Genomic DNA, 26,228 nt, shown 5'->3' with positions numbered 1-26,228 from the left:
AAGTGCGCCCCGCAGTAAGTCACCCGCCAGGGTTTCCGCTCCCCAAGCAGGAATCCAAAATAAGTTGCAAATCATTAACTTGAAAGCAATTTAGGGGGTTGACAGAGGTTCTGAAGATTGTAGAATAGCGCGCCTCAGACACACGAACGCAGCGATGCAAACGGGTCGAAGAGAACGCAGTAAAGCTTCAAAGTTGTAAATTGAAATATGTAGTTCCGTGATAGCTCAGTCGGTAGAGCAAATGACTGTTAATCATTGGGTCCCAGGTTCGAGTCCTGGTCACGGAGCCAATTTCAAACCGGGGTATAGCGCAGTCCGGTAGCGCGCCTGCTTTGGGAGCAGGATGTCAGGAGTTCGAATCCCCTTACCCCGACCATTTTTGGGTCGTTAGCTCAGTTGGTAGAGCAGTTGGCTTTTAACCAATTGGTCGTAGGTTCGAATCCCACACGACCCACCATTTTTGAAACCAGTTAACGCTGGGATCGAATCTTAAGATCAGAGGCCAAAAGCGCTGATCGAAGAAGGCGACTTTTGTAAGGTCGCCTTTTTTTTACCGGGGTATAGCGCAGTCCGGTAGCGCGCCTGCTTTGGGAGCAGGATGTCAGGAGTTCGAATCCCCTTACCCCGACCATATTAAAAATCCTCGTATCGAAAGATACGGGGATTTTTTTTGTTCCGGTTTTTTGTGGAGCCCATGAGAAGCTTCGCTGGCAAGCCAGCTCCTACAAGATCGATGCGGTCCTGTAGGAGCTGGCTTGCCAGCGAAGAGGCCCTCGGATCTTAGTGCAGCTTCAAGCGCGGCTCGGTACCTCGCCCGATTTTGCTGCCCAGCATCAGCATTGCCGTGCGAAACGGTCCGTACAGCGCCATTTGGTGCATGCGGTACAGCGACACATAGAACATCCGCGCCAGCCAGCCTTCGAGCATCACGCTGCCGGTAAGGTTGCCCATCAAGTTACCCACAGCCGAAAAACGCGACAGTGAGATCAGTGAGCCGTAGTCGGTGTACTTGTACTCCGGCAGTGCCTTGCCTTCGATGCGCAGTTTCAGCGATTTGGCCAGCAACGAAGCCTGTTGGTGAGCGGCCTGGGCTCGTGGGGGCACGTTACGATCACTGCCCGGTTGTGGGCAGGCTGCACAGTCACCGAAAGCGAAGATGTTCTCGTCGCGGGTGGTTTGCAGGGTCGGCAGCACTTGCAGTTGATTGATGCGGTTGGTTTCCAGGCCGTCGATGTCCTTGAGGAAACCCGGTGCACGAATCCCCGCAGCCCAGACTTTCAGACTCGCCTTGATCTCGTTGCCGTCGGCAGTGATCAGGCTGTCGGCGGTGACTTCACTGACCGCCGCATTGGTCATGACGTTGACCCCGAGCTTCTCCAGGGTTTTATGCACAGGTCCACCAATCCGTTCCGGCAGCGCGGGTAATCCCCGTGGGCCGGCTTCGATCAAGGTGATGTGCATGTTTTCCGGTTTGATTCGGTCCAGACCGTAAGCCGCCAATTCATGAGCGGCGTTGTGCAGCTCGGCGGCCAGCTCGACGCCGGTGGCACCCGCACCGACGATGGCCACGCTGATCTGCTCGACGGTGTCGGTCTGCCCGGCATGCGCTCGCAGGTAGTGGTTGAGCAGTTGCTGGTGAAAGCGCTCGGCCTGTTTTCGGGTATCGAGGAACAGGCAATGCTGTGCCGCGCCCTGGGTGCCGAAATCGTTGGTGGTGCTGCCGACGGAAATCACCAGCGAGTCATAAGGCACTTCGCGTGCAGGTACCAATTCCAGGCCGGCTTCGTCATATGTGGCGGCGAGCTGGATTTTCTTGCTCGCACGATCTAGCCCGCTCATGCGCCCCAGCTGGAACTCGAAGTGGTTCCATTTCGCCTGGGCAACATAGTTGAGTTCGTCTTCGGAGGAGTTCAGGGAACCGGCCGCCACTTCGTGCAACAACGGTTTCCAGATGTGGGTCAGGTTCGCGTCGACCAGCATCACGCTGGCTGTGCCGCGCTTGCCCAGAGTCTTACCCAGACGGGTAGCCAACTCCAGACCGCCGGCGCCGCCGCCGACAATAACAATACGATGGGACATGGGGATAACTCGCAAGGCTAAAAGAAATCTTTTTCGTTACCCAAGCGAGCATGAGGGTCTGTTGACGTTTGATGACGACCGCCACGTGGGCGTCCGTCCCTTCGGGTTGCGCTCCAACGAGCGCGAGGCTGCGTTGCGGGATTTGCCAAGGGAACAACCATTGGCGGCATCCCGCGCCTTGCCTCGCACTCGTTGGAACGCAACGCAGTTCGTCATTAAACGTCAACAGACCCTCGGCAGCTCATAGCGTTAGGTAACTGATAAATCGGCTCAACAGGCCCAGACCAATGGTCACTGCCAGGACCAGTACAAGGAGCATCCACGGCCGAAAAGGCCGGCGCTCGACTTGGTGCTGAGACAACTGCAGGTACTCTTCGACATGCTTTTGGTCGTCGGGGTTCAGGCGGCTGGTCATATTTGGGCCTCGTCAGTAGACGTTGCTAAATCTGTAGAAGCTACAGTGGTTTTATCCGGGGTTGAACGCAGCATAGCCGCTGTCCGGAATGGGCTCGACGCTCACTGTATCGTCCAGGCGAATGATGCCACTTTGTAACACCCGTGCGGTGATTCCGCCATGCCCACGCACAGCCTGGAAGGTACCGGGGCCGAGGTTGTTTTCAAGGCGTGCACAGGGCTGACACCAACCGGTGGTTTCGAAAATCGCCTGGCCGATGCGAAATCGTCGGCCCTTGAGGCTGAACAGGTTGATCCCACTGATAACGAGATTGCGCCGCAGATCTTCAGGCCCAACCGGATGATCCTGGGCACGGCCCATCAGCGAAATGATCACGGCCAGATGTTCCCACTGAAGGAGTGTCACCTGTCGCGCATTACGCACGCCCGGGCGGGCGTGATCGCCGGTCAGGCCGGCTTCAAGACGCGCTTCCACGGCGTCCAGTTCAATCATCTGCGAATGTGAGAACGGTCGTACGCCAATCCAGCGCACGCGCCCTTGCTGCGGCACGTCGGCAATCAGTTGCTGCAATGGGCTCACAGGCTGATCCCGACGTCGAACACAATGCTGCGTCCCAGGTTACTGCGCAGAAAGTCCGGTGCGTCCGGATGGGCGAACAGCACGCGGGCGAAGGTCGGACCGACCAGCGACAACGATCGCCAGCCCTGGCGCAGGTATTCGGTGGGCGGAGGGAAGTGGCTGTTGAGGTCCAGCACTTCTCGCTTGAGGCTGGCGAACGCGATGATGTCCAGTTCGCCCAGATCCATGCCACGTTCTTTGTAGTTGTGGGCTTTTTTGCGCAAGGTCGGCGCCAGTCGCAGCAAGAACTCGTTGGCGGGGATGCGTCGAGGCTTGGCTTCACGGCGCACCAGTTGGCTCAGGGAGAACGCACTGCGGCGGCGTTGCAGTTCGTCGCGCCATTCATCATTGAGGCGACGGCCTTCATCGAGCACAAAGAACACTTCGAAATTGGCATCACGAAACAGCACGTCCGGCGGCTCGCCGGCAGGGGCAAACTCGTCGGCGCGGTAGGGGATGTTCAAGCCTTGTAACAGGCGCTGGCAGACCCAACGCTCACGCTCCCATTTGCGGGCATTGGACAGGAACGCGTTGGCTTGCTCGGCCGCAATGGTCAGCAGGCGTAAATAATCTGAGTCATCCATAGGCCCAAGCTTAGCGTTCAAACGTGATCGCAAAGAAGACAATTTGCCTCATTGGGTCAATTCCTCTGCTCCTCATGCCCGTTTCAGGGCTCTGCACAAAACGGATAGTGATCTGCGCTCACTGGATATTGCCTCGCACCGGACAGCTCTACCCTCGGCTGTACGGACGTAAGCCGTGTTACCGATGCTCTAAAAAAACAACAACAAGAGATATATGCCATGCGCAAGATCGACGTACATGAGGTTATCGACAACGCACGTTTCAACCGCTTTCACTGGATGGTGCTGTTCTGGTGTGCCCTGATCATCATCTTCGACGGTTACGATCTGGTGATCTACGGCGTGGTCTTGCCGATGCTGATGAAAGAGTGGGGGCTCAGTCCTCTGCAAGCCGGTGCACTGGGCAGTTATGCACTGTTCGGCATGATGTTTGGCGCGCTGTTCTTCGGACCGCTGTCGGACAGGATCGGCCGCAAGAAAGCCATCACGATCTGCGTGATGCTCTTCAGTGGTTTCACCGTGCTCAATGGTTTCGCACGCAACCCCACCGAGTTTGGCCTCTGTCGCTTCATTGCAGGGCTCGGCATCGGCGGCGTGATGCCTAACGTGGTGGCGCTGATGAACGAGTACGCGCCGAAAAAAATCCGCAGCACGTTGGTTGCGATCATGTTCAGCGGTTATTCGGTGGGCGGCATGTTGTCCGCGGGGCTGGGCATTGTGCTGATCCCGAGTTTCGGCTGGCAGTCGGTGTTTTACGTGGCGGTCCTGCCGTTGCTGTTGTTGCCGCTGATCATGTATTTCCTGCCCGAATCGGTGGGCTTCATGTTGCGTCAGGGGCGTAATGAAGAGGCGCGCAACATTCTTCAGCGCATCGATCCGGCCTACGTCGCGCAAACGTCTGATCAATTGCACATGGCCGAAGTGAAAGGTACGGGCACCCCGGTGTTGCAGTTGTTCCGTGAAGGCCGCGCGCTGCGCACGCTGATGCTGTGGCTGGCGTTTTTCTGCTGCCTGTTGATGGTGTACGCGCTGAGTTCCTGGTTGCCGAAACTGATGGCCAACGCCGGTTACAGCCTGGGTTCGAGCCTGTCGTTCCTGCTGGTGTTGAACTTCGGTGCAATCTTCGGCGCGGTCGGCGGCGGGGTGCTGGGCGACAAACTCAATCTGCCGAGAGTGCTGGCGGTGTTTTTCGCCATGGCGGCGGTATCGATCACGCTGTTGGGCTTCAACAGCCCGATGCCGGTGTTGTACCTGCTGATCGCCATTGCGGGTGCGACCACCATTGGCTCGCAGATTCTTTTGTACGCCTGCGCCGCGCAGTTTTATTCCATGACGATTCGCTCTACCGGCCTGGGCTGGGCGTCGGGCATTGGGCGCAACGGGGCCATCGTCGGTCCGCTGCTGGGTGGTGCCTTGCTCGGGATCAGTCTGCCCTTGCAACTTAACTTCATGGCGTTTGCCTTGCCCGGTGCGGTGGCGGCCCTGGCCATGACTGTGTTCGCCATCAGCAGCCGACGCAGCGCTGCTGGTGTCAACCCAGCGTTGTCAGCGACGGGTGCCTGAAACATGAAAGCGTTTTTCCAGGACTTCTCGTTGTCAGCCGCTGTGGCTGGGTTCATTGCCACGGTTATTTCCTATGCCGGCCCGTTGGTGATCATCTTTCAGGCGGCAGAAGCGGCTCATCTTTCGCGGGAAGTGTTGTCGTCCTGGATCTGGGCAATCTCCATTGGTAGCGCTGTGCTCGGTATCGGTTTGAGCCTGCGCTACCGCGTTCCGGTGATCATCGCCTGGTCGGCGCCGGGCTCGGCATTGCTGGTGACGCTATTGCCGGACATTTCCATGGCCGAGGCGGTTGGAGCTTATCTGGTCAGCAGCCTGATCATTTTCGTGGTTGGCATCTCGGGTGCTTTCGACCGGATCATCAGCAAGCTGCCCGCTGCCATCGCGGCGGCGATGCTGGCGGGGATCCTGTTCAGCTTCGGCACCGGCTTGTTCGTGTCGATGCAGCGCAAGCCGTTGCTGGTCCTGGCGATGTTTGCCTGCTACCTGATCTGCAAGCGGGTGATGCCGCGTTATGCAGTGATGATGGTGCTGCTGGTTGGCTGTTCGATTGCCGCGTTCACCGGTGATTTGCATCGTGACGCGCTGGTGATCGGCCTGGCCACGCCGGTGTGGATCACCCCCGAGTTTAGCCTGGGGGCGATCCTGAACATCGCATTGCCACTGGTGATGGTGGCGCTGACCGGTCAGTTCGTGCCCGGCATGGCGGTGCTGCGAGCCAGTGGTTACCCAACACCAGCAAGCCCGATTATCGCCAGTAGCGCGCTGGGCACGGCACTGCTGGCGCCGTTCGGTTGCCATGGACTGAACCTGGCGGCAATCACCGCGGCGATCTGCGCCGGTCGCGAATGCCACGAAGATCCTCGCAAACGCTACGTGGCCGGGGTCGTCGGCGGCCTGTGTTACCTGCTGCTGGGGATCTTCGGCGCCACGCTGGTCTCGCTGTTTTCAGCGTTCCCCAAAGAGTTGATTGCGGCGCTGGCCGGCCTTGCTTTGTTCGCCGCCATTGCCGGCGCGTTGACGGGCGCGATGGCGGTGCCGAGCGATCGAGAAGCCGCGCTGGTGACCTTTCTGGTCACGGCTTGCGGCATGTCGTTGTTCGGTTTGTCCGCAGCGTTCTGGGGGCTGATTTTCGGCATGGTCACCCATGTGCTGTTGAGCGCCCGTCGTCCCGTTCCCACTCGCAAATCCACTGCAACTGAAGTCCTTCAACCTGTCGATCAATAACAATAAGAGAAAAACGATGAAACAGATTCTCCCAACAACCGGTTCGGCGTTGTCCCTGGCTGTCGTCTCGAGTTTTTCCACGGGCGCGATGGCCGCCGAAAAAGGCTTTATCGAAGACACCACCGCGACGTTGCAGGCGCGCAATTATTACTTCAGTCGCGACTATTCAGACATCGTCGGCGCCAACCAGCAGTCGAAGGCTGAAGAGTGGGCTCAGGGTTTCATCCTCAACGTGAAGTCCGGATACACCCAGGGCCCCCTCGGGTTTGGGGTGGACGTCATCGGCTTGCTCGGCCTCAAGCTCGATAGCAGCCCGGACCGGGTCAATACCGGTTTGCTGCCGGTGCAGGACGACGGCCGCGCGGCGGACAACTACAGCCGTCTGGAAGGCGCGTTGAAGATGCGCTACTCCAAGACCGAGCTGAAAGTCGGTGAGTTGCAACCCAACCTGCCCGTGCTGGTGTTCAGCGATATTCGCCTGCTGCCGCCGAGTTATCAGGGCGCAAGCATCACCTCCAGCGAGATCAACGGCCTGACCTTGCAGGGTGGTCATTTGAGCTCGACCAGCCTGCGCAATGAGGCCGGCGACGAAAAAATGCAAGCGATGCTGGGACATGTGCCGCAGCGCCAGGTCAGCAGTGACGGTTTCAATTTCGCAGGCGCCGACTATGCCTTCAACGACAAGCGCAGCTCGGTCAGCGCCTGGTATGGGCAACTGGAAGATATCTACAGCCAACGGTTTTTCGGTCTCAAGCACAGCGAGCCGGTGGGGGACTGGACCCTCGGTGCGAACCTCGGTTATTTCGACTCGCGAGAGGACGGCAAAAAGCTGCTGGGCAACATCGACAACCAGGCGTTCTTCTCGTTGCTGTCGGCCAAGCGGGGTGGCCATACGTTTTACGTCGGCTATCAAGGCATGTTTGGCGACAGCGCGTTCCCCCGGGTGTTTGCCAACATCTCGCCATTGGGCAACGAAGTGCCGACCTACGAGTTCGCCTTCACCGATGAACGTTCCTGGCAGGCCCGCTACGACTATGACTTCGCCGCGCTCGGTGTCCCGGGGCTGACCAGCACCGTGCGCTACATCAGCGGCAATAACGTCGATACCGGAAAGGGCTATGAAGGAAAGGACCGCGAGCGTGACCTGGACATTGGCTATGTGTTGCAGAGCGGCAGCCTCAAAGGCCTTGGCATCCGTGTGCGCAACGCGATGGCGCGCTCAAACTACCGCAGTGATATCGACGAGAACCGCTTGATCCTCAGCTACACGTGGACCTTGCTGTGAGCCATTGATCACAGGTTGCTGGTGCAATCACCCATGACGTTGTAGGTCACGCGATGGGTCTGGCCCTGATGATCGATATACTCCATGGTCGCCGGTACGACCCCGCACGCGGTCGCCGTGTTCGACACGGAAACAACTTTGGCGATGTCCAGCGGCTGCGCAGGGTTGTACAGGACCGCGAGAGGTTCGTTGTCGGCGGCCATGGCCGAGGTGGCGATGACGGTCAGCAACAGGCTGATCAACGTTTTCATTATGGTGTGCTCCGTGTCGGTTCTGATGTTTGAATTTTAGTCTTCGCCACCGACGGATAAAGGGGTGAACGGCGGATGCAGCCTTACATAAAACGTAACAGTCACCGCCCGGGGGAGGGTTTATGGATGTGCTTAACAACCTGCGTGTATTCATGCGCGTTGTCGATTGCGCCAGTTTCACCGGGGCCGCCGATGCACTGGATTTGTCGACCGCACAGGTATCTCGACTGGTGGCGGATCTGGAGGAACATCTACAGGCGCGCCTGCTGCACCGCACCACACGGCGCCTGAGCCTGACCGAAGCCGGTGAACGCTTTTTGTTGCGCAGTCGGCAAATTGTCGAAGCCATGGACGAGGCAACGGCCGAGGCCCGTGGCGCTCATATCAATCCGGCCGGACGCCTGCGGGTGCACAGCATGACCGGCCTGGGCGTGCTGCTCACACCCTTGATCGCCCGCTACAGTGAGCTTTATCCCGATGTGGTGTTCGAGCTGACCTTGTCGCAGCGCAATCCCGATCCGCTGGAGGAGGGGCACGATGTGGTGATTTCGATCGCTGCCGAATTGGCCGACTCGCAAATGGTTGCGCAGGCCATCGGACAGATCTACAGCGTACCCTGCGCCTCCCCGGGCTATCTGCAACGCCGGGGCGTGCCGCAGCAGCCGTTGGCGCTGAACGATCACCAATGCCTGCGCATGCTCGACCCATTGTACAGCGATCAATGGCTGTTCCAGGACGAGCACGGCGAGCTTGCCGTCAGCCCGGCCAAGACCTTTCAGTGCAATGTCGCCGAGTCGATGGTCAAGGCATCGGAGGCGGGCATGGGCATCAGCCTGCTGCCGTTCTACACCGCGACGCGGCCCTTGAGCGACGGCACTTTGCTGCGCGTGTTACCGGCATGGCGCCTGCGCGAACGCAATGTGTATGCACTGTATCCGTCGCGGCGTTTTCTCGATGCCAAGGTGCGCACCTGGGTGGACTTTCTCAAGTCTGAACTGCCGAAGGTGTTCGCCGAACATGAGGCAGTGATGAACGATCCGCGGCATTGGGCTTGAAGTCGAAGGGCGGGCCAGCGGCGGTGTAGACTGAGTGTCTGTTGTTCTTCGCCTGGGAGGCGCGCGTAGCCATGATCGGTGCAGAGTTGCTGTCATCGCAAACCCTTGCGGTCGGCTGGCTGATCTACGTGCCGGTGTTGATCTGGGCGATCAGCCGCGCACCGTGGGTTGAATTGTTCACCGATAGCCGACGTCAGCATTTGCTGTTCGGAACAGTGTTTGCGCTGTTTCTGTTGTGGCTGGTACGGCGTGACTTCGATACTGGCGTGTCATACCACTTCATCGGCATGACGGCGGTGACACTGCTGTTGGACTGGCCGCTGGCGCTGGTCGGCGGGTTGGTGGCGCAAATGGGGCTGGTGTTGCTTGGCCGACAGGATCTGGCGGCGGTTGGGGTCAATGGCGCGCTGTTGATTGCGCTTCCGGTGCTGGTCACGGAGTGCTGCGCCCTTCTGGTGGAGCGTGCGCAGCCACGAAATCCCTTTGTGTATATCTTCGTGTCCGGTTTCTTCGCCGCCGCACTGTCGGCGTTGCTGTGCCTGCTGCTGGCGCTTTGGTTGTTATGGTTCGATGAGCGTTTCGAGATGCCGTACTGGCTGGAGGATTTCGTCGGATACCTGTGGCTGATCATTTTTCCTGAAGCGTTCATCAACGGCATGATCGTCAGTGCGCTGGTGGTATTCAGCCCCGAGTGGCTCGAGACATTCAACCGCACGCGCTATCTCTCGGCGCCGTGGAAGGACGACGATCCCAAGTCCTGATTCACGTCAAAACCTGGAATCGCCGATTCGATGGATCAATGCCGCGGGTCGAAATCGCCGCTGAACATTTCGTCCTCGGCATCGGGCGCCACCGGAATCTTGTGTTCTTCGGATGCCCAGGCGCCCAGGTCGATCAGCTTGCAGCGGTCGGAGCAGAATGGCCGGAACTTGCTCTCGGCGGTCCATTCCACGGGGGCGCCACAGGTTGGGCATTCGACGGTTGTTGGTTGGCTCATGACTGGCCTCCACGCAAAGAAAGATAAAAGTGATGCAGGCGTTCGACCTCGCTGTGCAACCAGGCAAGGTCGCGGTCATTGACCACGACGTCGTTGGCATGGCTCACGCGATCGTGGCGGCTGGACTGCACCTTGAGGATCGCCTGGACTTGCTGTTCGCTGGTCTGGTCACGCCGCAATGTGCGTTCGATCTGGAGCTGCTCGGGGGCATCGATGACCAGCACTCGCTGAGTCATGGCGTACTGTCCGGACTCGATGAGAAGGGGCGAAACCAGGATCGCATAGGGTGATTTTGCCAGCGCCAGGTGATGGGCAATCTCCTCGCCGATCAGCGGATGCAGCAAGGCCTCCAGCCAAAGGCGCTCATCCGGGACTTCAAAAATCAGCTTGCGCAAGGCGGCGCGGTCCAATTGCCCATCGGCCTGCAGCACGCCGGGGCCAAAGTGTTCAGCGATTTGCACCAGTGCCGGACGACCCGGCTCCACGACCCAGCGGGCAGCGTGATCGGCGTCGACCACGTGCACGCCCAGGTCGATGAAGTGTTGGGCGGCCGCGCTTTTGCCGCTGCCGATACCGCCGGTCAGGCCGAGAATCCAGGGTTTTTCCACAGGGGTATTCATTTCAAACCGACAAACTGCCAATAGAAGTCGGTTATTTGACCACCCCAGAGCAAGGCAATCCAGCCGGCAATTGCCAGATAGGGGCCGAAAGGGATCGGAGTTGAGGTTTTTGCGTGGCGCAGACGCAGGCTGACCAACCCGATGATGGCCCCCACCAGTGACGACAACAGGATGGTCAACGGCAGGATTTGCCAGCCTCCCCAAGCGCCCAGCATGGCCAACAGCTTGAAATCGCCGTGACCCATGCCGTCCTTGCCCGTGATCAGCTTGAACAGCCAGAACACCACCCACAGCGCTGTGTAGCCAGCGATTGCGCCCCACAGGGCTTCTTGTAAGGGCACGAACAGGCCGAAGCTGTTGACGATCAATCCCAGCCACATCAATGGCAGCACCAGCACGTCCGGCAAAATCTGATGCCCGGCGTCGATCAGGCTCATCGCCAGCAAGCCCCAGGTCAGGATCAGCACCAGGCAGGCCGCCCAACCAAAACCAAAGTGCCAGGCAATGAAGGCCGACAACAGGCCGCAAGCCAGTTCGGTGAGTGGATAGCGCTTGCTGATCGGTGTCGTGCAGGCGGAGCAGCGTCCGCGCAGAAATACAAAACTGAGCACAGGAATGTTTTCCCAGGCACGGATCCGGTGACCGCAGTGCGGACACTCGGAATGCGGCAGCATCAGGTTGTAGGTCCGCAACGGTGTTTCGGCGGGGAGCCCGAGAATGTCATGGGCTTGCAGGCGCCAGTCGCGTTCGAGCATTTTAGGCAAGCGCCAGATCAACACATTGAGGAAGCTGCCGACCAACAGGCCGATCACCCCGGCGATGACGACAAAAGCCAGCGGATGGAGCATCAGAATTTCGTTCAAGGGCATGTCAGATCGCTGAGCCGAGTTGGAAGATGGGCAGGTACATCGCAACTACCAGTCCGCCGACGATAACACCCAGTACCACCATGATGAATGGCTCCATCAGACTGGTGAGGTTATCGACCAGGTTATCGACCTCGTCCTCATAGAAGCCGGCGACCTTGTCGAGCATAGCGTCCAGCGTGCCGGACTCTTCGCCGATGGCGGTCATCTGGATCGCCATGCTCGGAAAGACTCCGCTGGTGCGCATGGAAAAATTCAATTGCATGCCGGTTGCGATGTCTTGCTTGATGCGCAGCACGGCGCGTTTGAACACGACGTTACCGGTGGCACCGGCCACGGACCCCAAGGCTTGCACCAATGGGACGCCAGCAGCGAAGGTCGTCGACAGGGTGCGGGCGAACCGGGCCACGGCGGACTTGTACATCAGGCTGCCCACCAGCGGCAGGTTGAGGAGCCAGGCGTCCACTCGTTCGCGAAAAACCCGGGATGCCTTGAGCGCGTGGCGCATACCGAAGATCGCAACGAGCAGTGCGCCCAGCACCGCCCACCACCAAGCCTGCATGAACTGCGACAGGCTGATGACCATCACCGTGAACGCCGGCAGTTCGGCGCCAAAGCCCTTGAACACGGATTCGAACTGCGGCACCACTTTGACCAGGAGAATCCCGGTGACAATGGCCGCGACCAATACCACCACCAGAGGATAGGTCATGGCCTTCTTGATCTTGGCCTTGAGGCGCTCGCTCTTTTCCTTATAGGTCGCAACGCGTTCCAGCAAGGTATCCAGGGCGCCGGCCTGTTCGCCAGCGTCGACCAGGTTGCAGTAGAGATCATCGAAATACTGAGGTTTCCTGCGCAGGGCCGCGGCGAAGCTGTTGCCCGCTGCAACGTCCTGTTTCAGCTCATCCACCATTTTGCGCATGGCCGGGTTATCGAAGCCTTCGGCGATGATGTCGAACGACTGCAATAACGGCACGCCGGCCTTCACCATGGTCGCCATTTGCCGGGTGAACAGGGCAATGTCGTGGGCTTTGATGCGTTTGCCGATGCTGAACAGTGACGGTGGTTTCTTGCGTACCTTGGCGGGCGTGATGCCCTGCTTGCGCAATTGCGCCTTGATCAGTGCCGGGTTCGCCCCGTTGAGCTCGCCGGTGACTTTGCTGCCTTTGCGGTCTGTACCTTCCCACGTATAGACACTGATTTTTGCTGCCTTGACCGCCATGTTCTGCCCTTGGTGACTCGATTAGTCGAACTGCCTCGCGAGACTTATAGCCTAGTCAACGGGCGAAGCCCAACCCGCGTCGGTCAGGTGACAAAAAGCGTCAGATAGTGCGGATCCTGAGGGTAGGAAAGTGCTTCGCACGGGTCGCATCCCTTGAAAACACGAGGGCAGAGCCTTGGCACAAGCTGTGCTCCCCCAAGGTCAGATCATGAGATTTCCACTCATGCACGGAGTTTTGCTATGAACAATCACAAAGGTTTTACTCTGATCGAGCTACTGATCGTGGTGGCAATCATCGGGATCCTGGCCACCTTTGCTTTGCCGATGTATTCCAAGTATCAGGCCCGAGCCAAAGTCACGGCCGGACTGGCCGAAATTTCCGCGATGAAGGTGCCTTTCGAGGATGTGATCAATCAGGGCGGTACACCCGCTACCGAAAACGTGGTCCCGGGAGGCGGGACCTCGACCAGCAACTGTGCACTGACGGTGACAGCCACTGCCGAGTCGGGTGACGGCAAAATTGTTTGCACGCTACAGAATGCGCCCGGTCAGGTACAAGGCAAAACCATCACCCTGACCCGCAACGGCACCACCGGCTGGTCCTGCGCGAGTACCGTGTCGCAGGATTACGTGCCTAAGGGTTGCATCGGTTCTGCAACCTGACGCAGTACCCTGTAGGAGCGAGCCAGCTAGCGATGGTCGTTAACGATAACGCGTATTTACTGGCTAAGCGCGGAGTTCTCGAGTCCATAGTCGCAACGCCGCCCGCAGCGAGCTCGCTCCTGCACAAGTGTGAGCAATCGCATGTCGAGAACTCATGTCATTTACTAAAAAAAGCTCAAAAAATTCATGAGCTTAGGAACTTTCTTCAAACCTGCAACTTGCATGCAGTGTTTTTGCTACTCATGCATTTTGCATGATTCCGGGAAAATTGAAATTCTATAACTTATTGATTTTTATAGTTTTTTATCTAATCGAAAAGTTGGCACAGCGTTCGCAATACTCCAGACAACCCTGCCGACATGACACCCGGCAGACTTTTCCGAAAAACAGGAGTTACTCGTATGAAGAAGTTCGCTATCACTGCCGCTGCTGCTACCGCGCTGACCCTGACCATGGCCAATGCTGCATTCGCTCAAACCAGCCAGGCATCCCAATCGCCAATGGTGCTGGCTACCGGTGAAGTGACCGAAATGAAACAGGACACTTCCGATACCTGGATCACCACCAAAGTCAAAAGTGACCTGATGACCGAAAAAGGCATTCCAGGCACCGACATCAAAGTCGAAACCAACAAGGGTGTTGTATCCCTGTCGTCCACCGTAGCGGTCACTAAATCCCAGAAAGATACCGCAGTGGCGATCACCAAGAAAATCGAAGGCGTCAAAGCGGTTTCCGCTGACGGCCTGAAAGCCGAGTAAGGCAAGGCTTCTCGCCTGGACCGGGAGAAGTTGCGGCAGACGGGAAAAGTCATACGTCTGTCGCCTTTGAAGAGTTCATGCGACCGGCCATAAGGATTTGGCCACCACAGGCTCCGCGCATTCGTGCCGGGGCCTGTTTTTTGGGGAATCAACATGATTCCTGTAGGAGCGAGCTTGCTCGCGAAAGCGGTCTTTCATTCAATATTTGTGTTGAATGTCAGTCAGCCATCGCGAGCAAGCTCGCTCCTACATTGATCGTCAGTTGCAAGACTGGGCTTTCACTCCGCATCCAGATGCAACGGTGTTATCACCCGGCCGTCACTTTGCGCCTCGCCCAGGTTGGCATCGATAAAGTACACCCGGTCATCTTCCAGCTGGCCCTTGTCGACCAGGTAATCCTTGATGCTGCTGGCGCGTTCCTGGCCGAGTTGACGTAACAGCACATCACTGGAACTCCAGAACTTGATCACTTCGGCACGCATTTTTGCGGTGCGTTCTTCCTTGCCCAAGTCCTCCCACTCCGGCGCTGGTTGCGTCTTAAGGCGAGTGCGGAAGATGCCTTCCAGAAGGGGACCCTTTTCACTGTCCGGTACTTCCAGCAATGAGGCCTGCGCGGGAACCTTGTCGCCACGACGCTGGAGCATTTTGTAGTAGTTGTACTGGTATTCCCGTTCCAGGCGTTGCTCGGCAATCAACGGACCATCGCTGCTCTTGGCGGCGGTGCCTTCGATTTCCAGGCGCAGGGCCGGACGCTCCTTGAGGGCCTTGGCCAGTTTGTCCAACGCGCCTTCGGCATCCTTGCTCAATTCGCTGGACCCCGCTGCGAACGAGACGGTGCCCAGGTCTTCCGAACCGCCACCACTGACCAACCCGCCGATCAACTTGAATGGCGCTGCCGCCGCTTTGACGATCAGGTTACGCAGGGTTTGCCAGACAATCGGCATGACGCTGAACTGTGGATTGTTCAGGTCGCCGGTGACGGGCAATTCGATGGAAATCTTGCCATCGACGTCCTTGAGCAGGGCAATGGCCAGCTTCAATGGCAGGCTTACGGCGTCCGGGCTGTCGACTTTTTCACCCAGTTGCAGTTGCTCGACCACCACTTTGTTGTCGGCCTTGAGCTGACCCTTGGTGATCCGGTAATGAAGGTCCAGGTTGAGTCGGCCCTTGCGGATGCGGTAACCGGCGAACTTGCCCGAGTAAGGTGTCAGCGTGGTCAATTCGACGCGTTTGAAGCTGGTTGCGATGTCGAGGCTGGCCATCGGGTCGAACGGGTTGACCGCGCCCTTGATGGTCACTGGCGCATAGCGATCTACCTTGCCTTTGACGTCTACACTGGCCGGTTTCGGCTGGCGGCTGTCGATGGTGCCAATCTGACCGTTGAGCTGCTGGATCGCGGTCGCAAAATTCGGTGTCAGGCTGAAGTCGGCGAAGTTGGCCGAACCATCATTGATGAAAATGCCACCGATGTGGATGCCCAACGGTTTGTCTTTGCTGGCAGGTTGGGCGGTGGTCGTCTTGGTAGCGGAATCGGCCGGTTGGGGGATCAGCAGGTCATCGATATTGGTGGTGCGGTCATCGTTGATCATGAAACGCGCGTAAGGCTGCAGCAGATTGATCCTGTCGATCGAAAGGCTATCGCCGTGCTGATAATTCAGACCCTCGGCCACCACTTGTTGCCATTTGAGGAAGTCTCGGGTTTTCAGGGTGTCCAGCGTATGCAACTGATCGATCCGGGCGCGGCCGGTGACGCTCAAAGCCAGCGGTTCGGTGCTCTTGAGGTTGACCGCCAGATCGCTGCCGAGCATGCCGCTGCGCAGTTCCAGGCGAATGAATGGGTTGATGTAGGACTGCGCGACACGCAGGTCGATGTCCTTGGTCTGGACATTCAGTCTGGCGCTGACCGGTGCCAGGTTGACTTCGCCATCGGCCGTGATCTTGCCTTGTTTGCCTACGCCGGTATCGAGCCTGAGCTTGAAGGGCGAGCCATTGAGGCTGTCGTATCCTTCCAGATCGATATTTAGCGGTGCCAGCTCCAGCTCCACGGCAGGTTGCGCCTTGCGATCCGCCAGATGCACCTTGTAATCGCGCAGTTGCACATCCTTGAGCAGCACTTGCCACGGTTTGCTCGGCGCGGTGGGTTCGGGTTTTGGCGAATCGGCGGAGGCAGGTGCGGTGGCGGGTTCGGCGTCAGCCTTGGCTTTGGCCACCGGTTTGGCTGGCTGGCTGGCGAAGAGTTTCTGCCAGTCGAGCTGGCCATCGGACTCCAGCGCTGCCCAGGTTTCCAGCTTGTTGCTGCGGATCTTGCCGACCACTACTTGCTGCTTCGCCAGGTCCACAGTGGTTTCACTGACGTCCAGACGCGCAAGCTTCACCAGCGGACGCCCGTCTGGGGCCTTGATGGCGAAAGGGGCGATGGTGGCCGAGACGTTACTCAACAGCAGTTCGGTTTCCTTGGACAGGTTGAGTTTGTAGTCGGTGCTGACGCTGAGAATGCCGCTTTCGAGGTCCAGCGGCACGGCGTCGCGTACATAGGGCCAGAAGGCTTTCATCTTGCCATCGGTGATTTTCAGCTTACCTTCGGAGGCGAGCGGGATAAGGCTGAAGTTGCCGGTCCAGTCGATCTGTCCGCCGTTGGGGCCGATAGCCACCAAGGTCATGTCGGCGCTGTCTTCGGGCAGGGTGCTGAGGTTTTTCAGCTCGAAATCGAGTGTGTCGTAGAGGAATTCGATGGGCTCGCTGGGGCGGGCATCTTCGAAATGCACGGCGCCGCCAGCGAATTTGATCCGCTCTATGCGCAACGGAAACGGCTTGGCGTCCGGGTCAGTCGGCGTCGGCTCACTGGCGGGCACCTTGAACAAGCCGAGCAGATTGAGCTTGCCGTCCTTGGCGAACAGGATTTCTGTCTTGGCTTTGTCCAGTTCAACATCGGACAGGTGCAGTGCCTTGGTCCAGAGGCTGTCGATCTGCAGGTTAGCGTATAGGCGTTCGAAGCCTACGTGTTCCTTGCCAGGTTCGCCGATGTTCAAGCCCCAGACCGTCAGTTCAAGGCTGAACGGATTGAGTTCGATCCGCTGAATCGTGGCGGGCATGGTGGCGTAATTGGCCAGTTGCTGATTGGCTACGCGCAGCGCAATTCCCGGCAAGATCAGAAAGCCCAGCAAGCTGTAGAGGGCCAGAGCAGTCAACAAGGCGCCGATGGCGCGAATCAATCCTTTGGGCATGTGTGGCTTCATCTGTCTGAATCGGAGTGCCTTGGAGTATGGCATGCGATTACGGTTCCGAAGGAATCGCCCGATTCAGGAAACTTCAGATTTATCCGACGTCAGTTTACAGCTGCAAAATAAGCGTTTTCAGAGGCGGCTGTTGATCCGCCGACGGGAAATCGGCACCCGGTTTCATCACCGTCCACTCCCGAACGGGCCGCCCGGCCTTCTCGGCGCAGCGCAGGACCTGCTCGCGCCAATCGTCCATGCTGACCTTTGCCAGGTTGTTGCAGCAGATCAGCACGCCGTTGTCAGCGGTAGTCAGCAGCGCCGGTTTCAGCAGGCTCTGATAGTCGCGCAGCAGATCGACGGTACCAAAAGCACTCTTGGCCCAGGCTGGTGGGTCGAGCAACACCAGGTCGTACTGACGTTGCTCCAGGCGTTGATAGCTCGGGAGTTTTTGCCCGCGACGCTGGCTGATCGGCAGTCCGGCCAATTGGCGAATCGCCGGGAAGTAATCGGACTGGATGAATGACATGGTCGGCAACTGCGGGTTCAGCAGGCCGTTTTCCCGACCCACCGCCAGGTTGCCTTCGGCGAAGTCGAGGTTGCATACCTCGCTTGCGCCACCGGCCGCGGCGCTGAGGCCGACGCCACAGGTATACGCAAACAGGTTCAATACGCTTTTGTTCTTGCTGTGATCCTTGACCCAACCGCGTGTATTGCGCAGGTCGAGAAACAGCAGCGGGTCCTGACCGGCATGACGCCCGCGAACCCGGTAATTGAGGCCCCACTCGTGACCGACCAGGTCTTGCAGGGCGGCATCGTCGGCACGGTACACGATGTCTTCGCGGTCGATGCGTGAGTTGCCACGGGAACGGTCGTTGTAGACCAGCAGCAAGTCGAGGCCCAGGTGTTGATTGATCGCTTGGTGCAATTGCAGCAGCGCCTCGCGTTCCAGCGGCTGGTGGAAACTCTGCACCAGCAATTGCGGCCCGTAGCGGTCGATGGTCAGGCCACCGGCGCCTTCCTGGCTGCCATGGAACAGGCGGTAGCAATCGGTGCCCTGCTGATGCAGTTCGGCAAGCAGGTCCTGGCGATGTTCGAGGGCGGCGCGCAGCGCCTGATTCAAGGAAGACATGCTGGGCGCCTTGCTGGAGGATTTGGGCGCGGGAGTTTAACAGTTTGGAGCGCAACCTGTAGGCGCTGCGATGCGGCCTTGCGACTTGCCAGCGAAGGCCGCAACACAGCTTATCTGACAATCCGCATTTTGGTTATCGCTGGCAAGCCAGCTCCTACAGGCCCATCCGCCGCCTGGCACGTTGCACCGAGCCATTGCGTACCGCCCAGCGCAACATCGGCGCACTGCGATTGACGCTGGCGCGGATCAGTTTGCGTTGCAACGGGTTCTGGCTGACGCCGAGCATGTCGCTGGCCCAGTCCGGCAGCAAATCTATCCCGGCCTGCATCATCAACCCGCCGAAAGGCTTGGCCAGGCGGCTGGGGGAGGGAGCATTCAATAGCAGGCGCAGCACTTCACGACTGCGTTCATCGCACAACAGTTGCGGGCGAATGCGTTCAAGGTAGTCGCGAATTTCTTGCCGCGAGCGGGGCACATCTCGGGCGCCGAGCCGTTCGGCGACCAAGGCAATTTCGGCGTAATAGCGATCCTGATCCGCGAGGGACAAGTGTGGATTGCGATAGCGCAGGTGCGCGGCGAGAAAGTTGCTGACTTCCGCGACGTGTACCCAGGTCAGCAGGTCCGGATCGCTGGCCGCGTAAGGGCGCCCATCCGGCGCCGTGCCCGTCACTTGCAGGTGAATGGTGCGCACTTTTTCGATCAGCCAGTCGGCGTCCTGGCGTGAGCCGAAGGTCGTGCCGGAGATGAATTGCCCGGTGCGCCGCAGGCGCCCGAGCATGTCCTCGCGAAAATTCGAATGGTCCCAGACCCCGGCCAGCGCCAGCGGATGCAGGGCTTGCAGCATCAAGGCACTGATGCCCCCGATCAGCATGCTGCTGAAGTCGCCGTGGACTTGCCAGCTCACCGAATCGGGTCCGAACAGGCCAGGGTCGCCCTTAGGATTTTCCAGATCGAGCTTGCCGAGGGATAAACCGGTCAGGCTCATGATCTGGGTTTCGATGCGGGTGCGGATGAATTCCATAATGAACCTGTAGGAGCGAGCATGCTCGCGATGGACGTGAGGATACGCGGTGCGTTTGAGTCCATCGCGAGTGAACTCGCTCCTACGCAAGGCAGTACGTTATTGATTCAGGCGTTTATCGATCAGGCCTTGTACCACGCTTGGGTCGGCAAGGGTCGAAGTGTCGCCCAGGGTGTCGAGTTCACCGCAGGCGATCTTGCGCAGAATACGCCGCATGATCTTGCCCGAACGGGTTTTCGGCAAGGCCGGCGCCCATTGGATCAAGTCCGGTTTGGCGAAACTGCCGATCTCTTTGCTGACATAAGCCAACAGCTCCTTCTTCAGTTCATCGTCGGGCTCGACGCCATTCATGGGGGTGACGAAGGCATAGATGCCCTGGCCCTTGACGTCATGGGGGTAACCGACCACGGCAGCCTCGGCGATGCTGTCGTGCAGCACCAGGGCGCTTTCGACTTCGGCGGTGCCGATGCGGTGGCCGGACACATTGATCACATCGTCGATGCGTCCGGTGATCCAGTAGTCGCCATCTTCATCGCGTCGCGCGCCATCGCCGGTGAAGTAGTAGCCGGGGTAAGGTTTAAAGTAGGTGTCGACCATGCGCTGCGGGTCACCGTAGACGCTGCGGATTTGCGCGGGCCAGCTGGATTTGATCGCCAGCACGCCGCTACCGGCGCCTTTGATTTCCTTACCCTGTTCGTCGAGCAACACCGGTTGCACGCCGAACATCGGTTGCGTGGCGCAGCCAGGTTTGATTCGTTGCGCACTGACCAGCGGGCTGAGCATGATGCCGCCGGTTTCGGTCTGCCACCAGGTATCGACAATCGGGCAACGCTCTTCGCCGACGGCGTGGAAATACCATTCCCACGCTTCCGGGTTGATTGGTTCGCCGACGGTGCCGAGCAGCCTGACGCTGGCCCTTGACGTTTGCTTCAAGGGTTCCGGGCCTTCTCTCATCAGGGAGCGCAAAGCGGTCGGGGCGGTGTAGAAAATGTTCACCTTGTGCTTGTCGATCACCTGCCAGAAGCGTGAAGTGCTGGGGTAACTCGGCACGCCTTCAAAGATCAGCGTGGTCGCGCCGTTGGCTAGCGGGCCGTAGACGATGTAGCTGTGGCCCGTGACCCAGCCGACATCGGCGGTGCACCAGAAGACTTCGCCGTCGCGGTAGTCCAGCACGTATTTGAAGGTCATCGTCGCCTGTAGCAAGTAGCCGCCGGTGGTGTGCAGTACGCCTTTGGGTTTGCCGGTGCTGCCGGAGGTGTAGAGGATGAACAGCGGATCCTCGGCGTCCATCGGCTCGGGCGGGCAATCGGCGCTGGCGTCTCGTAGCGCCTGGTGATACCGGATGTCACGGCCTTCGATCCATTCGACTTCACTGTGGGTGTGCTCGACGACGATGACGGTGCTGACATTCGGACAACTTTGCAGCGCCTTGTCGACTTTCTCTTTGAGCGGTACGGGTTTGCCGCCCCGAACGCCGGCGTCGGCGGTGATGACGGTCTGGCAGTCGGCGTCGAGAATGCGGTCGCGTACGGAGTCAGGCGAGAAGCCCCCGAATACGACCGAGTGCACCGCGCCAATGCGGGTACAGGCGAGCATGGCGAAAGCCGCTTGCGGAATCATAGGCATGTAGATGCACACGCGATCGCCTTTTTTCACCCCTCGGCTTTTCAGCACATTGGCCAGGCGACAGACATTTTCATACAGTGTTTTGTAGGTGATCGAGAGGGAGTCGGCAGGGTCGTCGCCTTCCCAAATGATTGCGACCTGGTCGCCGCGCTGTTGCAAATGGCGGTCGATACAGTTGTAGCTGACGTTCAACTTGCCACCAGCAAACCAGCTGGCTTCGCCGGTTTTCAGGTTATAGCGCTGGACGGTGTCCCACGGCGCGCTCCAGTCGAGGAAGCGTGTGGCCTGTTCGGCCCAGAAGGTGCTGGGGTGTTCGATGGACTGGCGGTAGAGGCGGTGGTAGTCGTCTTGACTCAATTGTGCAGCCCGGCGGACGGCATCGGCTTTGGGGAACGTGCTGATATCGAACATGACGGTTCCTTATTCTTGTTTTGCGACAAGGATAAAGATGCGCCGAGAGGTCAATGGGTTCAAGAGGGGAGCGGTACGACCCTCGTAGGAGCTGGCTTGCCAGCGAAAGTGGTGGATCAGTCAATATTTATCGGACTGACACACCGTCTTCGCTGGCAAGCCCGCTCCTACAGAGGAGGGCATTACTGCCGCACCGTCAAATCATCCGCGGTGACGACCGCGGAAGTAGTTGATCAGGCCTTGTGTCGAGGCATCTTCGGCAGGGGTTTCTTCGCTGCCGACCAGGCGGTTGTAGACACCTTTGCCCAACTCTTTGCCCAGCTCCACGCCCCATTGGTCGAAGGCGTTGATGCCCCAGACCACGCTTTGCACGAAGACTTTGTGTTCGTACATCGCCACCAGCGCACCGAGGCGGCGCGGGCTGATGCGTTCAACCACCAGGGTGTTGCTCGGTCGGTTGCCCGGGATCACTTTGTGCGCGGCGAGTTTCTGTACCTCGTCTTCGCTCATGCCCTTCTCGCGCAGCTCAGCTTGGGCCTCGGGCAGAGTTTTGCCCAACATCAATGCCTGGCTCTGGGACAGGCAGTTGGCGTACAGCCACTGGTGGTGGTCGGACAGCGGGTTGAAGCTGACGATCGGCACAATGAAGTCGGCCGGAATCAGTTGGGTGCCCTGGTGCAGCAACTGGTGATACGCATGCTGGCCGTTGCAACCAACGCCGCCCCAGATCACTGGCCCGGTGTCGGTGGAAACCGGTGTGCCGTCCTGGCGCACGCTCTTGCCGTTGGACTCCATGTCCAGCTGTTGCAAGTGCTTGGTGATGTTACGCAGGTAGTGGTCGTATGGCAGGATCGCGTGGCTTTGCGCGCCCCAGAAGTTGCCGTACCAGACACCGAGCAAGGCCAGCAGCACCGGCATGTTCTGTTCGAACGGCGCGGTCTGGAAATGTTGGTCCATGGTGTAAGCACCGGACAGCAGTTCCTTGAAATTCGACATGCCGATGGCCAGGGCGATCGGCAAACCAATGGCTGACCACAGCGAGTAACGTCCACCGACCCAGTCCCACATCGGGAAGATGTTTTCTTCGCGGATACCGAACGCCACGGCGGCGGCGTTGTTGCTCGATACCGCGATGAAGTGGCGATACAGCTCGGCTTCCGAACCACCCTGAGCCAGGTACCAGGCACGGGCGGCCTGGGCGTTCTTCAGGGTTTCGAGGGTGTTGAAGGATTTCGACGAGACGATGAACAGCGTGGTCTCGGCGCGCAGCTTCATGGCCAGTTCGTGGAATTCGCTGCCGTCGATGTTTGCCAGATAGTGGCAACGCACACCTTTCTGGGCGTAGGACAACAGTGCTTCGGAGACCAGCTCGGGGCCGAGGAAGGAGCCACCGATGCCGATGTTCACTACGTCGGTGATCGGTTTTTCGGTGTAACCGCGCCACAGGCCGTCATGGATTCGGCCAACGAGGTCGGTGATCTGGTTCAACACCTTGTGCACTTCAGGCATCACGTTGACGCCATTGACTGACAGCTTGTCGCCAACCGGACGGCGCAGCGCGGTATGGAGTGCCGGGCGACCTTCTGAAGAATTGACGATTTCGCCGTCGAACAACGCCTTGATTGCGCCCTTGAGGTCGACTTCGTTAGCCAGGCCCACCAGCAGATTGCGGGTCTCGGCGTTGATCAGGTTCTTCGAGTAGTCGAGAAACAGGCCGCAGCTGCTGAGAGTGAATTGAGTAAAGCGCTGCGGATCGGCATTGAACGCCTCCCGCATGCTGAAATCCTGCATGGCTTGGCGGTGGTCTTTCAGCGCTTGCCAGGCGGGCAGAGCGGTCACGTCGTGAGGGGTGCGGTAGTACGCCATCGCTGCGGGTTTCCTTTTTACTTGAACGGCATTTTTAATACTGAAAATACCGGAGCGCTGTGGGTGGGCGTCCGGTCAACTGCGACGATTCGATTTCATGGCGCAGGGCGAATACAGTAAACCCCGCGTCATGATCTGTCTTGACTTTGTCTGACCTGTTTCCGGTACTTTTTTAACATCGAAGTTAGGAACGGTCCGACAAACGGAGGAGAAAGCGCCCGGATCAGGCGACCTGGACCGGAATGGCGTTGCTGGTGTGGCTCAGTTCATTGCCTGGCGCCATGTAGAGCATGCGCGGCTTGAAGTTGAGCAGTTCGGCTTCGCTGTAGTGGGCGTAAGCGCAGATGATCACGCGGTCACCGACTTTAGCCTTGTGCGCGGCCGCGCCATTGACCGAAATCATGCGCGAGCCTTCTTCGCCTCGAATGGCGTAGGTGGTGAAGCGTTCGCCGTTGTCGACGTTGTAAATCTGGATTTGCTCGTACTCACGGATACCGGACAGGTCGAGCCATTCACCGTCGATGGCGCAGGAACCTTCGTAATCAAGGACGGCGTGGGTGACTTCGGCGCGATGCAGTTTGGCTTTGAGCATGATGGCGTGCATGGATCTTTCCCAGGTCGGCGGGCAAATGGCCCGAAGGGTTGGTGGGGGCAATGCATTACAGGTGGGCACAGCACAACCCCTGTAGGAGCAAGCTCGCTCCTACAGGTTTTTTCGTGTTCAGACGAGCGCGTCGAGGTTCAGGTGCAGGTTGTCGATCAGCCGCGTGGTGCCGAGGAACGCCGCCACCAGAATCACGAGGTCGCGATCTTCCGCCGTTGCCGGGTGCAAGGTCAGGGCATGGCGAATTTCCAGGTAATCCGGACGCAGACCCGTCGCTTCGAGCTGTTTGATTTGTGCGTCGATCAGCGCCGGGAAATCCCTCCGGCCCTGCTTGATCGACTCGGCGATCTCGCTCAACGTGCGATACACAATCGGCGCTATGGCCCGTTGTTCTTCGCTCAGGAAGCTGTTGCGCGATGACAGCGCCAGGCCATCGGCCGCGCGCACGGTTGGCTCGCCGATGATCTGGACCGGCATGTTCAAGTCATGCACCAGTGCGCGAATCACGGCTAGTTGCTGAAAGTCTTTCTGGCCGAAAATCGCCAGGTCCGGCTGGACCATGTTGAACAGTTTGTTGACCACCGTCGCCACGCCTTCGAAATGCCCCGGACGGCTCGCGCCGCACAAACCTTCGGACAATTGCGGGACGCTGACGCGGGTCTGGCCCGTCATGCCGTCGGGGTACATCTCTTCAACGGTGGGTGCGAACAACAGGTCGCAACCGGCTTCGAGGAGTTTTTCCTGGTCGGCGGCGAGTGTGCGCGGGTATTTGTCGAGGTCTTCGCCAGCACCGAATTGCAGCGGGTTGACGAAAATGCTCGCGACCACGAAATCCACCCGTTGGGTGGCCTTGGTAATCAACGCCACGTGACCACTGTGCAAGTTGCCCATGGTTGGCACGAAGCCTATGCGCTTGCCTTCGTTGCGGGCGCGGGCCACAGCGGCCCGTAGTTCGCGTACGGTTTTTACGGTGTTCATGCAGAAAATCCGTGTTCGATTCCTGGGAAAGTCGCCGCTTTGACTTCAGTCACATAGGCACGCAAGGCCGCATCAATACTGGTTTGGCCGGTCATGAAGTTTTTCACGAATTTTGGTACGCGGCCGGTAATGGACAATCCCAGCATGTCGTGCAGGACCAATACCTGACCGTCGGTGCGATGGCCGGCGCCGATCCCGATCACGGGAATATTCACCGCCTGGGTAATTTCCTCAGCCAGTTCGCTGGGTACGCATTCAAGCAGCAGCATCGCCGCGCCAGCCTGCTCCAGGGAAATTGCATCGGCACGCATCTGCCGCGCCTGGTTTTCGTTGCGGCCTTGAACCTTATAGCCACCCAGGATGTTCACCGACTGCGGCGTCAGGCCCATGTGCGCGCATACCGGGATGCCGCGTTCGGCTAGCAGGCGGATCGAGTCGGCCAGCCACAATGCACCTTCGACCTTGACCATGTGCGCACCGGCCTGCATCAACAGGGCGCTGTTGGTCATGGCTTGTTCGGTGGTGGCATAAGCCATGAAAGGCAGGTCGGCGAGAATCAAGGCATCGCTGTTACCGCGTTTGACGGAGGCGACATGGTAAGCCATTTCCGCAGTGGTAACGGGCAGGGTGCTGTCGTGACCCTGCAGAACCATGCCGAGGGAGTCGCCCACCAGCAGCACTTCGACTCCCGCCTGATTGCAGGCGTGGGCGAAGGTCGCGTCGTAGCAGGTCAGCATGGTGATCTTTTCACCTTTTTGCTTGAGACCTTGCAGGGTGGTCAGGGTGATGGCTGGCATGAAAAGTTCCTCATTCAGGCGCTGTGGAAACTACTGCGAGTAACGCGCGTGATTCTTCGATAAACACAGGCGCACGTTCTTCTGTCGTGCTTTTAAGGCCTGGATTGCGCCCTTTAACGCCGTGTTGGCGGCAGCGGGACGCCTATAGTCGTGAGGAGAACGAGGGAAGTCAATTGTGTGTGTTACCGCATTGTTACGGGTGGGGTGTTACCGGGGTAACTGATGCGATTCAGCAGGTTTGTTCGATTCGGCGGCCAGTTGCACTTTTGTGTTCACCACAAACCAATGTAAAAGCGAGCCTGCCAGCGATGGCGCTGGATCAGTACATACCAATATTGGATGTACTGCCGCCATCGCGAGCAGGCCGCTCGCGCAAGG

The 26,228-nt window shown here is 58.8% G+C and carries 24 protein-coding genes and 4 tRNA genes; 11 read left to right on the top strand and 17 right to left on the bottom strand.

Translation table 11 applies throughout. The features are described 5' to 3' along the window. Positions 1-214: 214 nt before the first annotated feature. The 4 genes from QMK58_RS25610 (at position 215) to QMK58_RS25595 (ending at position 631) form a co-directional block, all read left to right on the top strand. Positions 215-290 (top strand) — tRNA-Asn (locus QMK58_RS25610). 9 nt (positions 291-299) lie between these two features. Next, positions 300-376 (top strand) — tRNA-Pro (locus tag QMK58_RS25605). 5 nt (positions 377-381) lie between these two features. Then, positions 382-457: transfer RNA gene (locus tag QMK58_RS25600), tRNA-Lys, on the top strand. Positions 458-554: 97 nt separating this feature from the next. Next, positions 555-631, top strand: a tRNA-Pro gene (locus tag QMK58_RS25595). A gap of 149 nt (positions 632-780) precedes the next feature. Here the strand turns inward: QMK58_RS25595 and QMK58_RS25590 are convergent. From QMK58_RS25590 to QMK58_RS25575, 4 genes are all read right to left on the bottom strand, one after another. Continuing rightward, positions 781-2,079 carry an NAD(P)/FAD-dependent oxidoreductase gene (locus tag QMK58_RS25590; RefSeq protein WP_320395599.1) on the bottom strand — a complete coding sequence of 433 codons (1,299 nt, stop codon included), beginning with the start codon at positions 2,077-2,079 and terminating at the stop codon, positions 781-783. A 241-nt stretch (positions 2,080-2,320) separates the two neighbouring features. Next, entirely contained in the window at positions 2,321-2,494 is a 174-nt protein-coding gene (locus QMK58_RS25585; protein WP_008022453.1) for a DUF3094 domain-containing protein, read from the bottom strand. Between the two features lie 51 nt (positions 2,495-2,545). Further along, the gene (locus tag QMK58_RS25580; RefSeq protein ID WP_320395598.1) at positions 2,546-3,073 is read right to left on the bottom strand and encodes an MOSC domain-containing protein; all 528 of its coding nucleotides are present in this window, start codon (positions 3,071-3,073) and stop codon (positions 2,546-2,548) included. Then, positions 3,070-3,696 carry a DUF1780 domain-containing protein gene (locus tag QMK58_RS25575; RefSeq protein WP_003228301.1) on the bottom strand — a complete coding sequence of 209 codons (627 nt, stop codon included), beginning with the start codon at positions 3,694-3,696 and terminating at the stop codon, positions 3,070-3,072. The genes QMK58_RS25580 and QMK58_RS25575 overlap by 4 nt, the downstream gene beginning before the upstream one ends. Positions 3,697-3,915: 219 nt before the next feature. Here QMK58_RS25575 and QMK58_RS25570 point away from each other — a divergent pair, with 219 nt between their 5' ends. Genes QMK58_RS25570 through QMK58_RS25560 form a run of 3 tightly spaced genes read left to right on the top strand, consistent with a single transcriptional unit; the run spans position 3,916 to position 7,768 of the window. Further along, positions 3,916-5,259, top strand: coding sequence for an aromatic acid/H+ symport family MFS transporter (locus QMK58_RS25570; RefSeq protein WP_053162496.1), 1,344 nt, complete (start codon positions 3,916-3,918; stop codon positions 5,257-5,259). A 3-nt stretch (positions 5,260-5,262) separates the two neighbouring features. Further along, positions 5,263-6,483, top strand: a complete 1,221-nt coding sequence (locus QMK58_RS25565; protein WP_320395597.1) for a benzoate/H(+) symporter BenE family transporter — start codon at positions 5,263-5,265, stop codon at positions 6,481-6,483. A 16-nt stretch (positions 6,484-6,499) separates the two neighbouring features. Continuing rightward, a complete protein-coding gene (locus QMK58_RS25560; RefSeq protein ID WP_320395596.1) occupies positions 6,500-7,768 on the top strand; it encodes an OprD family porin in 1,269 nt (422 codons plus the stop codon). 8 nt (positions 7,769-7,776) lie between these two features. Here QMK58_RS25560 and QMK58_RS25555 read toward each other — a convergent pair whose 3' ends face one another. Further along, positions 7,777-8,019: a DUF2790 domain-containing protein gene (locus QMK58_RS25555; RefSeq protein ID WP_053162490.1), complete on the bottom strand. Its 243-nt coding sequence runs from the start codon at positions 8,017-8,019 to the stop codon at positions 7,777-7,779. A gap of 122 nt (positions 8,020-8,141) precedes the next feature. On the opposite strand from QMK58_RS25555, the gene QMK58_RS25550 reads away from it, so the two are divergent. Then, positions 8,142-9,074: a LysR family transcriptional regulator gene (locus QMK58_RS25550; RefSeq protein WP_053162488.1), complete on the top strand. Its 933-nt coding sequence runs from the start codon at positions 8,142-8,144 to the stop codon at positions 9,072-9,074. Between the two features lie 71 nt (positions 9,075-9,145). Further along, a complete protein-coding gene (locus tag QMK58_RS25545; RefSeq protein WP_053162486.1) occupies positions 9,146-9,835 on the top strand; it encodes an energy-coupling factor ABC transporter permease in 690 nt (229 codons plus the stop codon). A gap of 35 nt (positions 9,836-9,870) precedes the next feature. Here QMK58_RS25545 and yacG read toward each other — a convergent pair whose 3' ends face one another. Genes yacG through QMK58_RS25525 form a run of 4 tightly spaced genes read right to left on the bottom strand, consistent with a single transcriptional unit; the run spans position 9,871 to position 12,779 of the window. Then, on the bottom strand, positions 9,871-10,071 hold the full coding sequence (gene yacG, locus QMK58_RS25540) for a DNA gyrase inhibitor YacG (RefSeq protein ID WP_007970539.1): 201 nt from the start codon (positions 10,069-10,071) through the stop codon (positions 9,871-9,873). After that, the gene (coaE, locus tag QMK58_RS25535; protein WP_053162484.1) at positions 10,068-10,691 is read right to left on the bottom strand and encodes a dephospho-CoA kinase; all 624 of its coding nucleotides are present in this window, start codon (positions 10,689-10,691) and stop codon (positions 10,068-10,070) included. Before coaE ends, yacG begins: the two co-directional genes overlap by 4 nt. Continuing rightward, positions 10,688-11,560: a prepilin peptidase gene (locus QMK58_RS25530; RefSeq protein WP_053162482.1), complete on the bottom strand. Its 873-nt coding sequence runs from the start codon at positions 11,558-11,560 to the stop codon at positions 10,688-10,690. The genes coaE and QMK58_RS25530 overlap by 4 nt, the downstream gene beginning before the upstream one ends. Position 11,561: 1 nt before the next feature. Then, positions 11,562-12,779: a type II secretion system F family protein gene (locus tag QMK58_RS25525; RefSeq protein WP_053162480.1), complete on the bottom strand. Its 1,218-nt coding sequence runs from the start codon at positions 12,777-12,779 to the stop codon at positions 11,562-11,564. Positions 12,780-13,019: 240 nt separating this feature from the next. Between QMK58_RS25525 and QMK58_RS25520 the strand changes: the two genes are divergently transcribed. Both QMK58_RS25520 and QMK58_RS25515 read left to right on the top strand, forming a co-directional pair. Continuing rightward, a complete protein-coding gene (locus tag QMK58_RS25520; protein ID WP_320395595.1) occupies positions 13,020-13,442 on the top strand; it encodes a pilin in 423 nt (140 codons plus the stop codon). Between the two features lie 401 nt (positions 13,443-13,843). After that, positions 13,844-14,200 carry a BON domain-containing protein gene (locus QMK58_RS25515; RefSeq protein WP_320395594.1) on the top strand — a complete coding sequence of 119 codons (357 nt, stop codon included), beginning with the start codon at positions 13,844-13,846 and terminating at the stop codon, positions 14,198-14,200. Between the two features lie 278 nt (positions 14,201-14,478). Here the strand turns inward: QMK58_RS25515 and QMK58_RS25510 are convergent, their stop codons facing one another. The 8 genes from QMK58_RS25510 to panB form a co-directional block, all read right to left on the bottom strand. Next, entirely contained in the window at positions 14,479-17,469 is a 2,991-nt protein-coding gene (locus QMK58_RS25510) for a DUF748 domain-containing protein (RefSeq protein ID WP_320395593.1), read from the bottom strand. Positions 17,470-17,530: 61 nt separating this feature from the next. Beyond that, positions 17,531-18,547: a class I SAM-dependent rRNA methyltransferase gene (locus tag QMK58_RS25505; RefSeq protein ID WP_053162470.1), complete on the bottom strand. Its 1,017-nt coding sequence runs from the start codon at positions 18,545-18,547 to the stop codon at positions 17,531-17,533. Positions 18,548-18,701: 154 nt separating this feature from the next. Then, entirely contained in the window at positions 18,702-19,568 is an 867-nt protein-coding gene (locus QMK58_RS25500; RefSeq protein WP_053162468.1) for an oxygenase MpaB family protein, read from the bottom strand. Positions 19,569-19,667: 99 nt separating this feature from the next. Beyond that, positions 19,668-21,605 carry an acetate--CoA ligase gene (gene acs, locus QMK58_RS25495; protein WP_320395592.1) on the bottom strand — a complete coding sequence of 646 codons (1,938 nt, stop codon included), beginning with the start codon at positions 21,603-21,605 and terminating at the stop codon, positions 19,668-19,670. A gap of 201 nt (positions 21,606-21,806) precedes the next feature. Beyond that, on the bottom strand, positions 21,807-23,471 hold the full coding sequence (pgi, locus tag QMK58_RS25490; RefSeq protein WP_053162465.1) for a glucose-6-phosphate isomerase: 1,665 nt from the start codon (positions 23,469-23,471) through the stop codon (positions 21,807-21,809). A 223-nt stretch (positions 23,472-23,694) separates the two neighbouring features. Then, entirely contained in the window at positions 23,695-24,075 is a 381-nt protein-coding gene (panD, locus tag QMK58_RS25485) for an aspartate 1-decarboxylase (protein WP_003228271.1), read from the bottom strand. Between the two features lie 117 nt (positions 24,076-24,192). Continuing rightward, positions 24,193-25,053 (bottom strand): pantoate--beta-alanine ligase, encoded by an 861-nt coding sequence (gene panC, locus QMK58_RS25480; RefSeq protein WP_320395591.1) that lies wholly within the window; start codon positions 25,051-25,053, stop codon positions 24,193-24,195. Continuing rightward, a complete protein-coding gene (gene panB, locus QMK58_RS25475; protein ID WP_053162461.1) occupies positions 25,050-25,850 on the bottom strand; it encodes a 3-methyl-2-oxobutanoate hydroxymethyltransferase in 801 nt (266 codons plus the stop codon). Before panB ends, panC begins: the two co-directional genes overlap by 4 nt. Positions 25,851-26,228: the final 378 nt, after the last annotated feature.

Origin of the sequence: Pseudomonas sp. P8_241, from assembly GCF_034008315.1 — a bacterium.
In the GTDB taxonomy this organism is placed as follows: domain Bacteria; phylum Pseudomonadota; class Gammaproteobacteria; order Pseudomonadales; family Pseudomonadaceae; genus Aquipseudomonas.
Note: the sequence above shows the minus strand (reverse complement) of the source record. Positions and strands in the feature narration are given on the sequence as shown.

What these genes read in the sequence shown, in the direction of transcription:
- QMK58_RS25590 (WP_320395599.1), bottom strand. Translation starts at nt 2,079, where the DNA reads ATGTCCCATCGTATTGTTATTGTCGGCGGCGGCGCCGGCGGTCTGGAG.
- QMK58_RS25585 (WP_008022453.1), bottom strand. Translation starts at nt 2,494, where the DNA reads ATGACCAGCCGCCTGAACCCCGACGACCAAAAGCATGTCGAAGAGTAC.
- QMK58_RS25575 (WP_003228301.1), bottom strand. Translation starts at nt 3,696, where the DNA reads ATGGATGACTCAGATTATTTACGCCTGCTGACCATTGCGGCCGAGCAA.
- QMK58_RS25570 (WP_053162496.1), top strand. Translation starts at nt 3,916, where the DNA reads ATGCGCAAGATCGACGTACATGAGGTTATCGACAACGCACGTTTCAAC.
- QMK58_RS25565 (WP_320395597.1), top strand. Translation starts at nt 5,263, where the DNA reads ATGAAAGCGTTTTTCCAGGACTTCTCGTTGTCAGCCGCTGTGGCTGGG.
- QMK58_RS25560 (WP_320395596.1), top strand. Translation starts at nt 6,500, where the DNA reads ATGAAACAGATTCTCCCAACAACCGGTTCGGCGTTGTCCCTGGCTGTC.
- QMK58_RS25555 (WP_053162490.1), bottom strand. Translation starts at nt 8,019, where the DNA reads ATGAAAACGTTGATCAGCCTGTTGCTGACCGTCATCGCCACCTCGGCC.
- QMK58_RS25550 (WP_053162488.1), top strand. Translation starts at nt 8,142, where the DNA reads ATGGATGTGCTTAACAACCTGCGTGTATTCATGCGCGTTGTCGATTGC.
- QMK58_RS25545 (WP_053162486.1), top strand. Translation starts at nt 9,146, where the DNA reads ATGATCGGTGCAGAGTTGCTGTCATCGCAAACCCTTGCGGTCGGCTGG.
- yacG (WP_007970539.1), bottom strand. Translation starts at nt 10,071, where the DNA reads ATGAGCCAACCAACAACCGTCGAATGCCCAACCTGTGGCGCCCCCGTG.
- coaE (WP_053162484.1), bottom strand. Translation starts at nt 10,691, where the DNA reads ATGAATACCCCTGTGGAAAAACCCTGGATTCTCGGCCTGACCGGCGGT.
- QMK58_RS25530 (WP_053162482.1), bottom strand. Translation starts at nt 11,560, where the DNA reads ATGCCCTTGAACGAAATTCTGATGCTCCATCCGCTGGCTTTTGTCGTC.
- QMK58_RS25525 (WP_053162480.1), bottom strand. Translation starts at nt 12,779, where the DNA reads ATGGCGGTCAAGGCAGCAAAAATCAGTGTCTATACGTGGGAAGGTACA.
- QMK58_RS25520 (WP_320395595.1), top strand. Translation starts at nt 13,020, where the DNA reads ATGAACAATCACAAAGGTTTTACTCTGATCGAGCTACTGATCGTGGTG.
- QMK58_RS25515 (WP_320395594.1), top strand. Translation starts at nt 13,844, where the DNA reads ATGAAGAAGTTCGCTATCACTGCCGCTGCTGCTACCGCGCTGACCCTG.
- QMK58_RS25510 (WP_320395593.1), bottom strand. Translation starts at nt 17,469, where the DNA reads ATGCCATACTCCAAGGCACTCCGATTCAGACAGATGAAGCCACACATG.
- QMK58_RS25505 (WP_053162470.1), bottom strand. Translation starts at nt 18,547, where the DNA reads ATGTCTTCCTTGAATCAGGCGCTGCGCGCCGCCCTCGAACATCGCCAG.
- QMK58_RS25500 (WP_053162468.1), bottom strand. Translation starts at nt 19,568, where the DNA reads ATGGAATTCATCCGCACCCGCATCGAAACCCAGATCATGAGCCTGACC.
- acs (WP_320395592.1), bottom strand. Translation starts at nt 21,605, where the DNA reads ATGTTCGATATCAGCACGTTCCCCAAAGCCGATGCCGTCCGCCGGGCT.
- pgi (WP_053162465.1), bottom strand. Translation starts at nt 23,471, where the DNA reads ATGGCGTACTACCGCACCCCTCACGACGTGACCGCTCTGCCCGCCTGG.
- panD (WP_003228271.1), bottom strand. Translation starts at nt 24,075, where the DNA reads ATGCACGCCATCATGCTCAAAGCCAAACTGCATCGCGCCGAAGTCACC.
- panC (WP_320395591.1), bottom strand. Translation starts at nt 25,053, where the DNA reads ATGAACACCGTAAAAACCGTACGCGAACTACGGGCCGCTGTGGCCCGC.
- panB (WP_053162461.1), bottom strand. Translation starts at nt 25,850, where the DNA reads ATGCCAGCCATCACCCTGACCACCCTGCAAGGTCTCAAGCAAAAAGGT.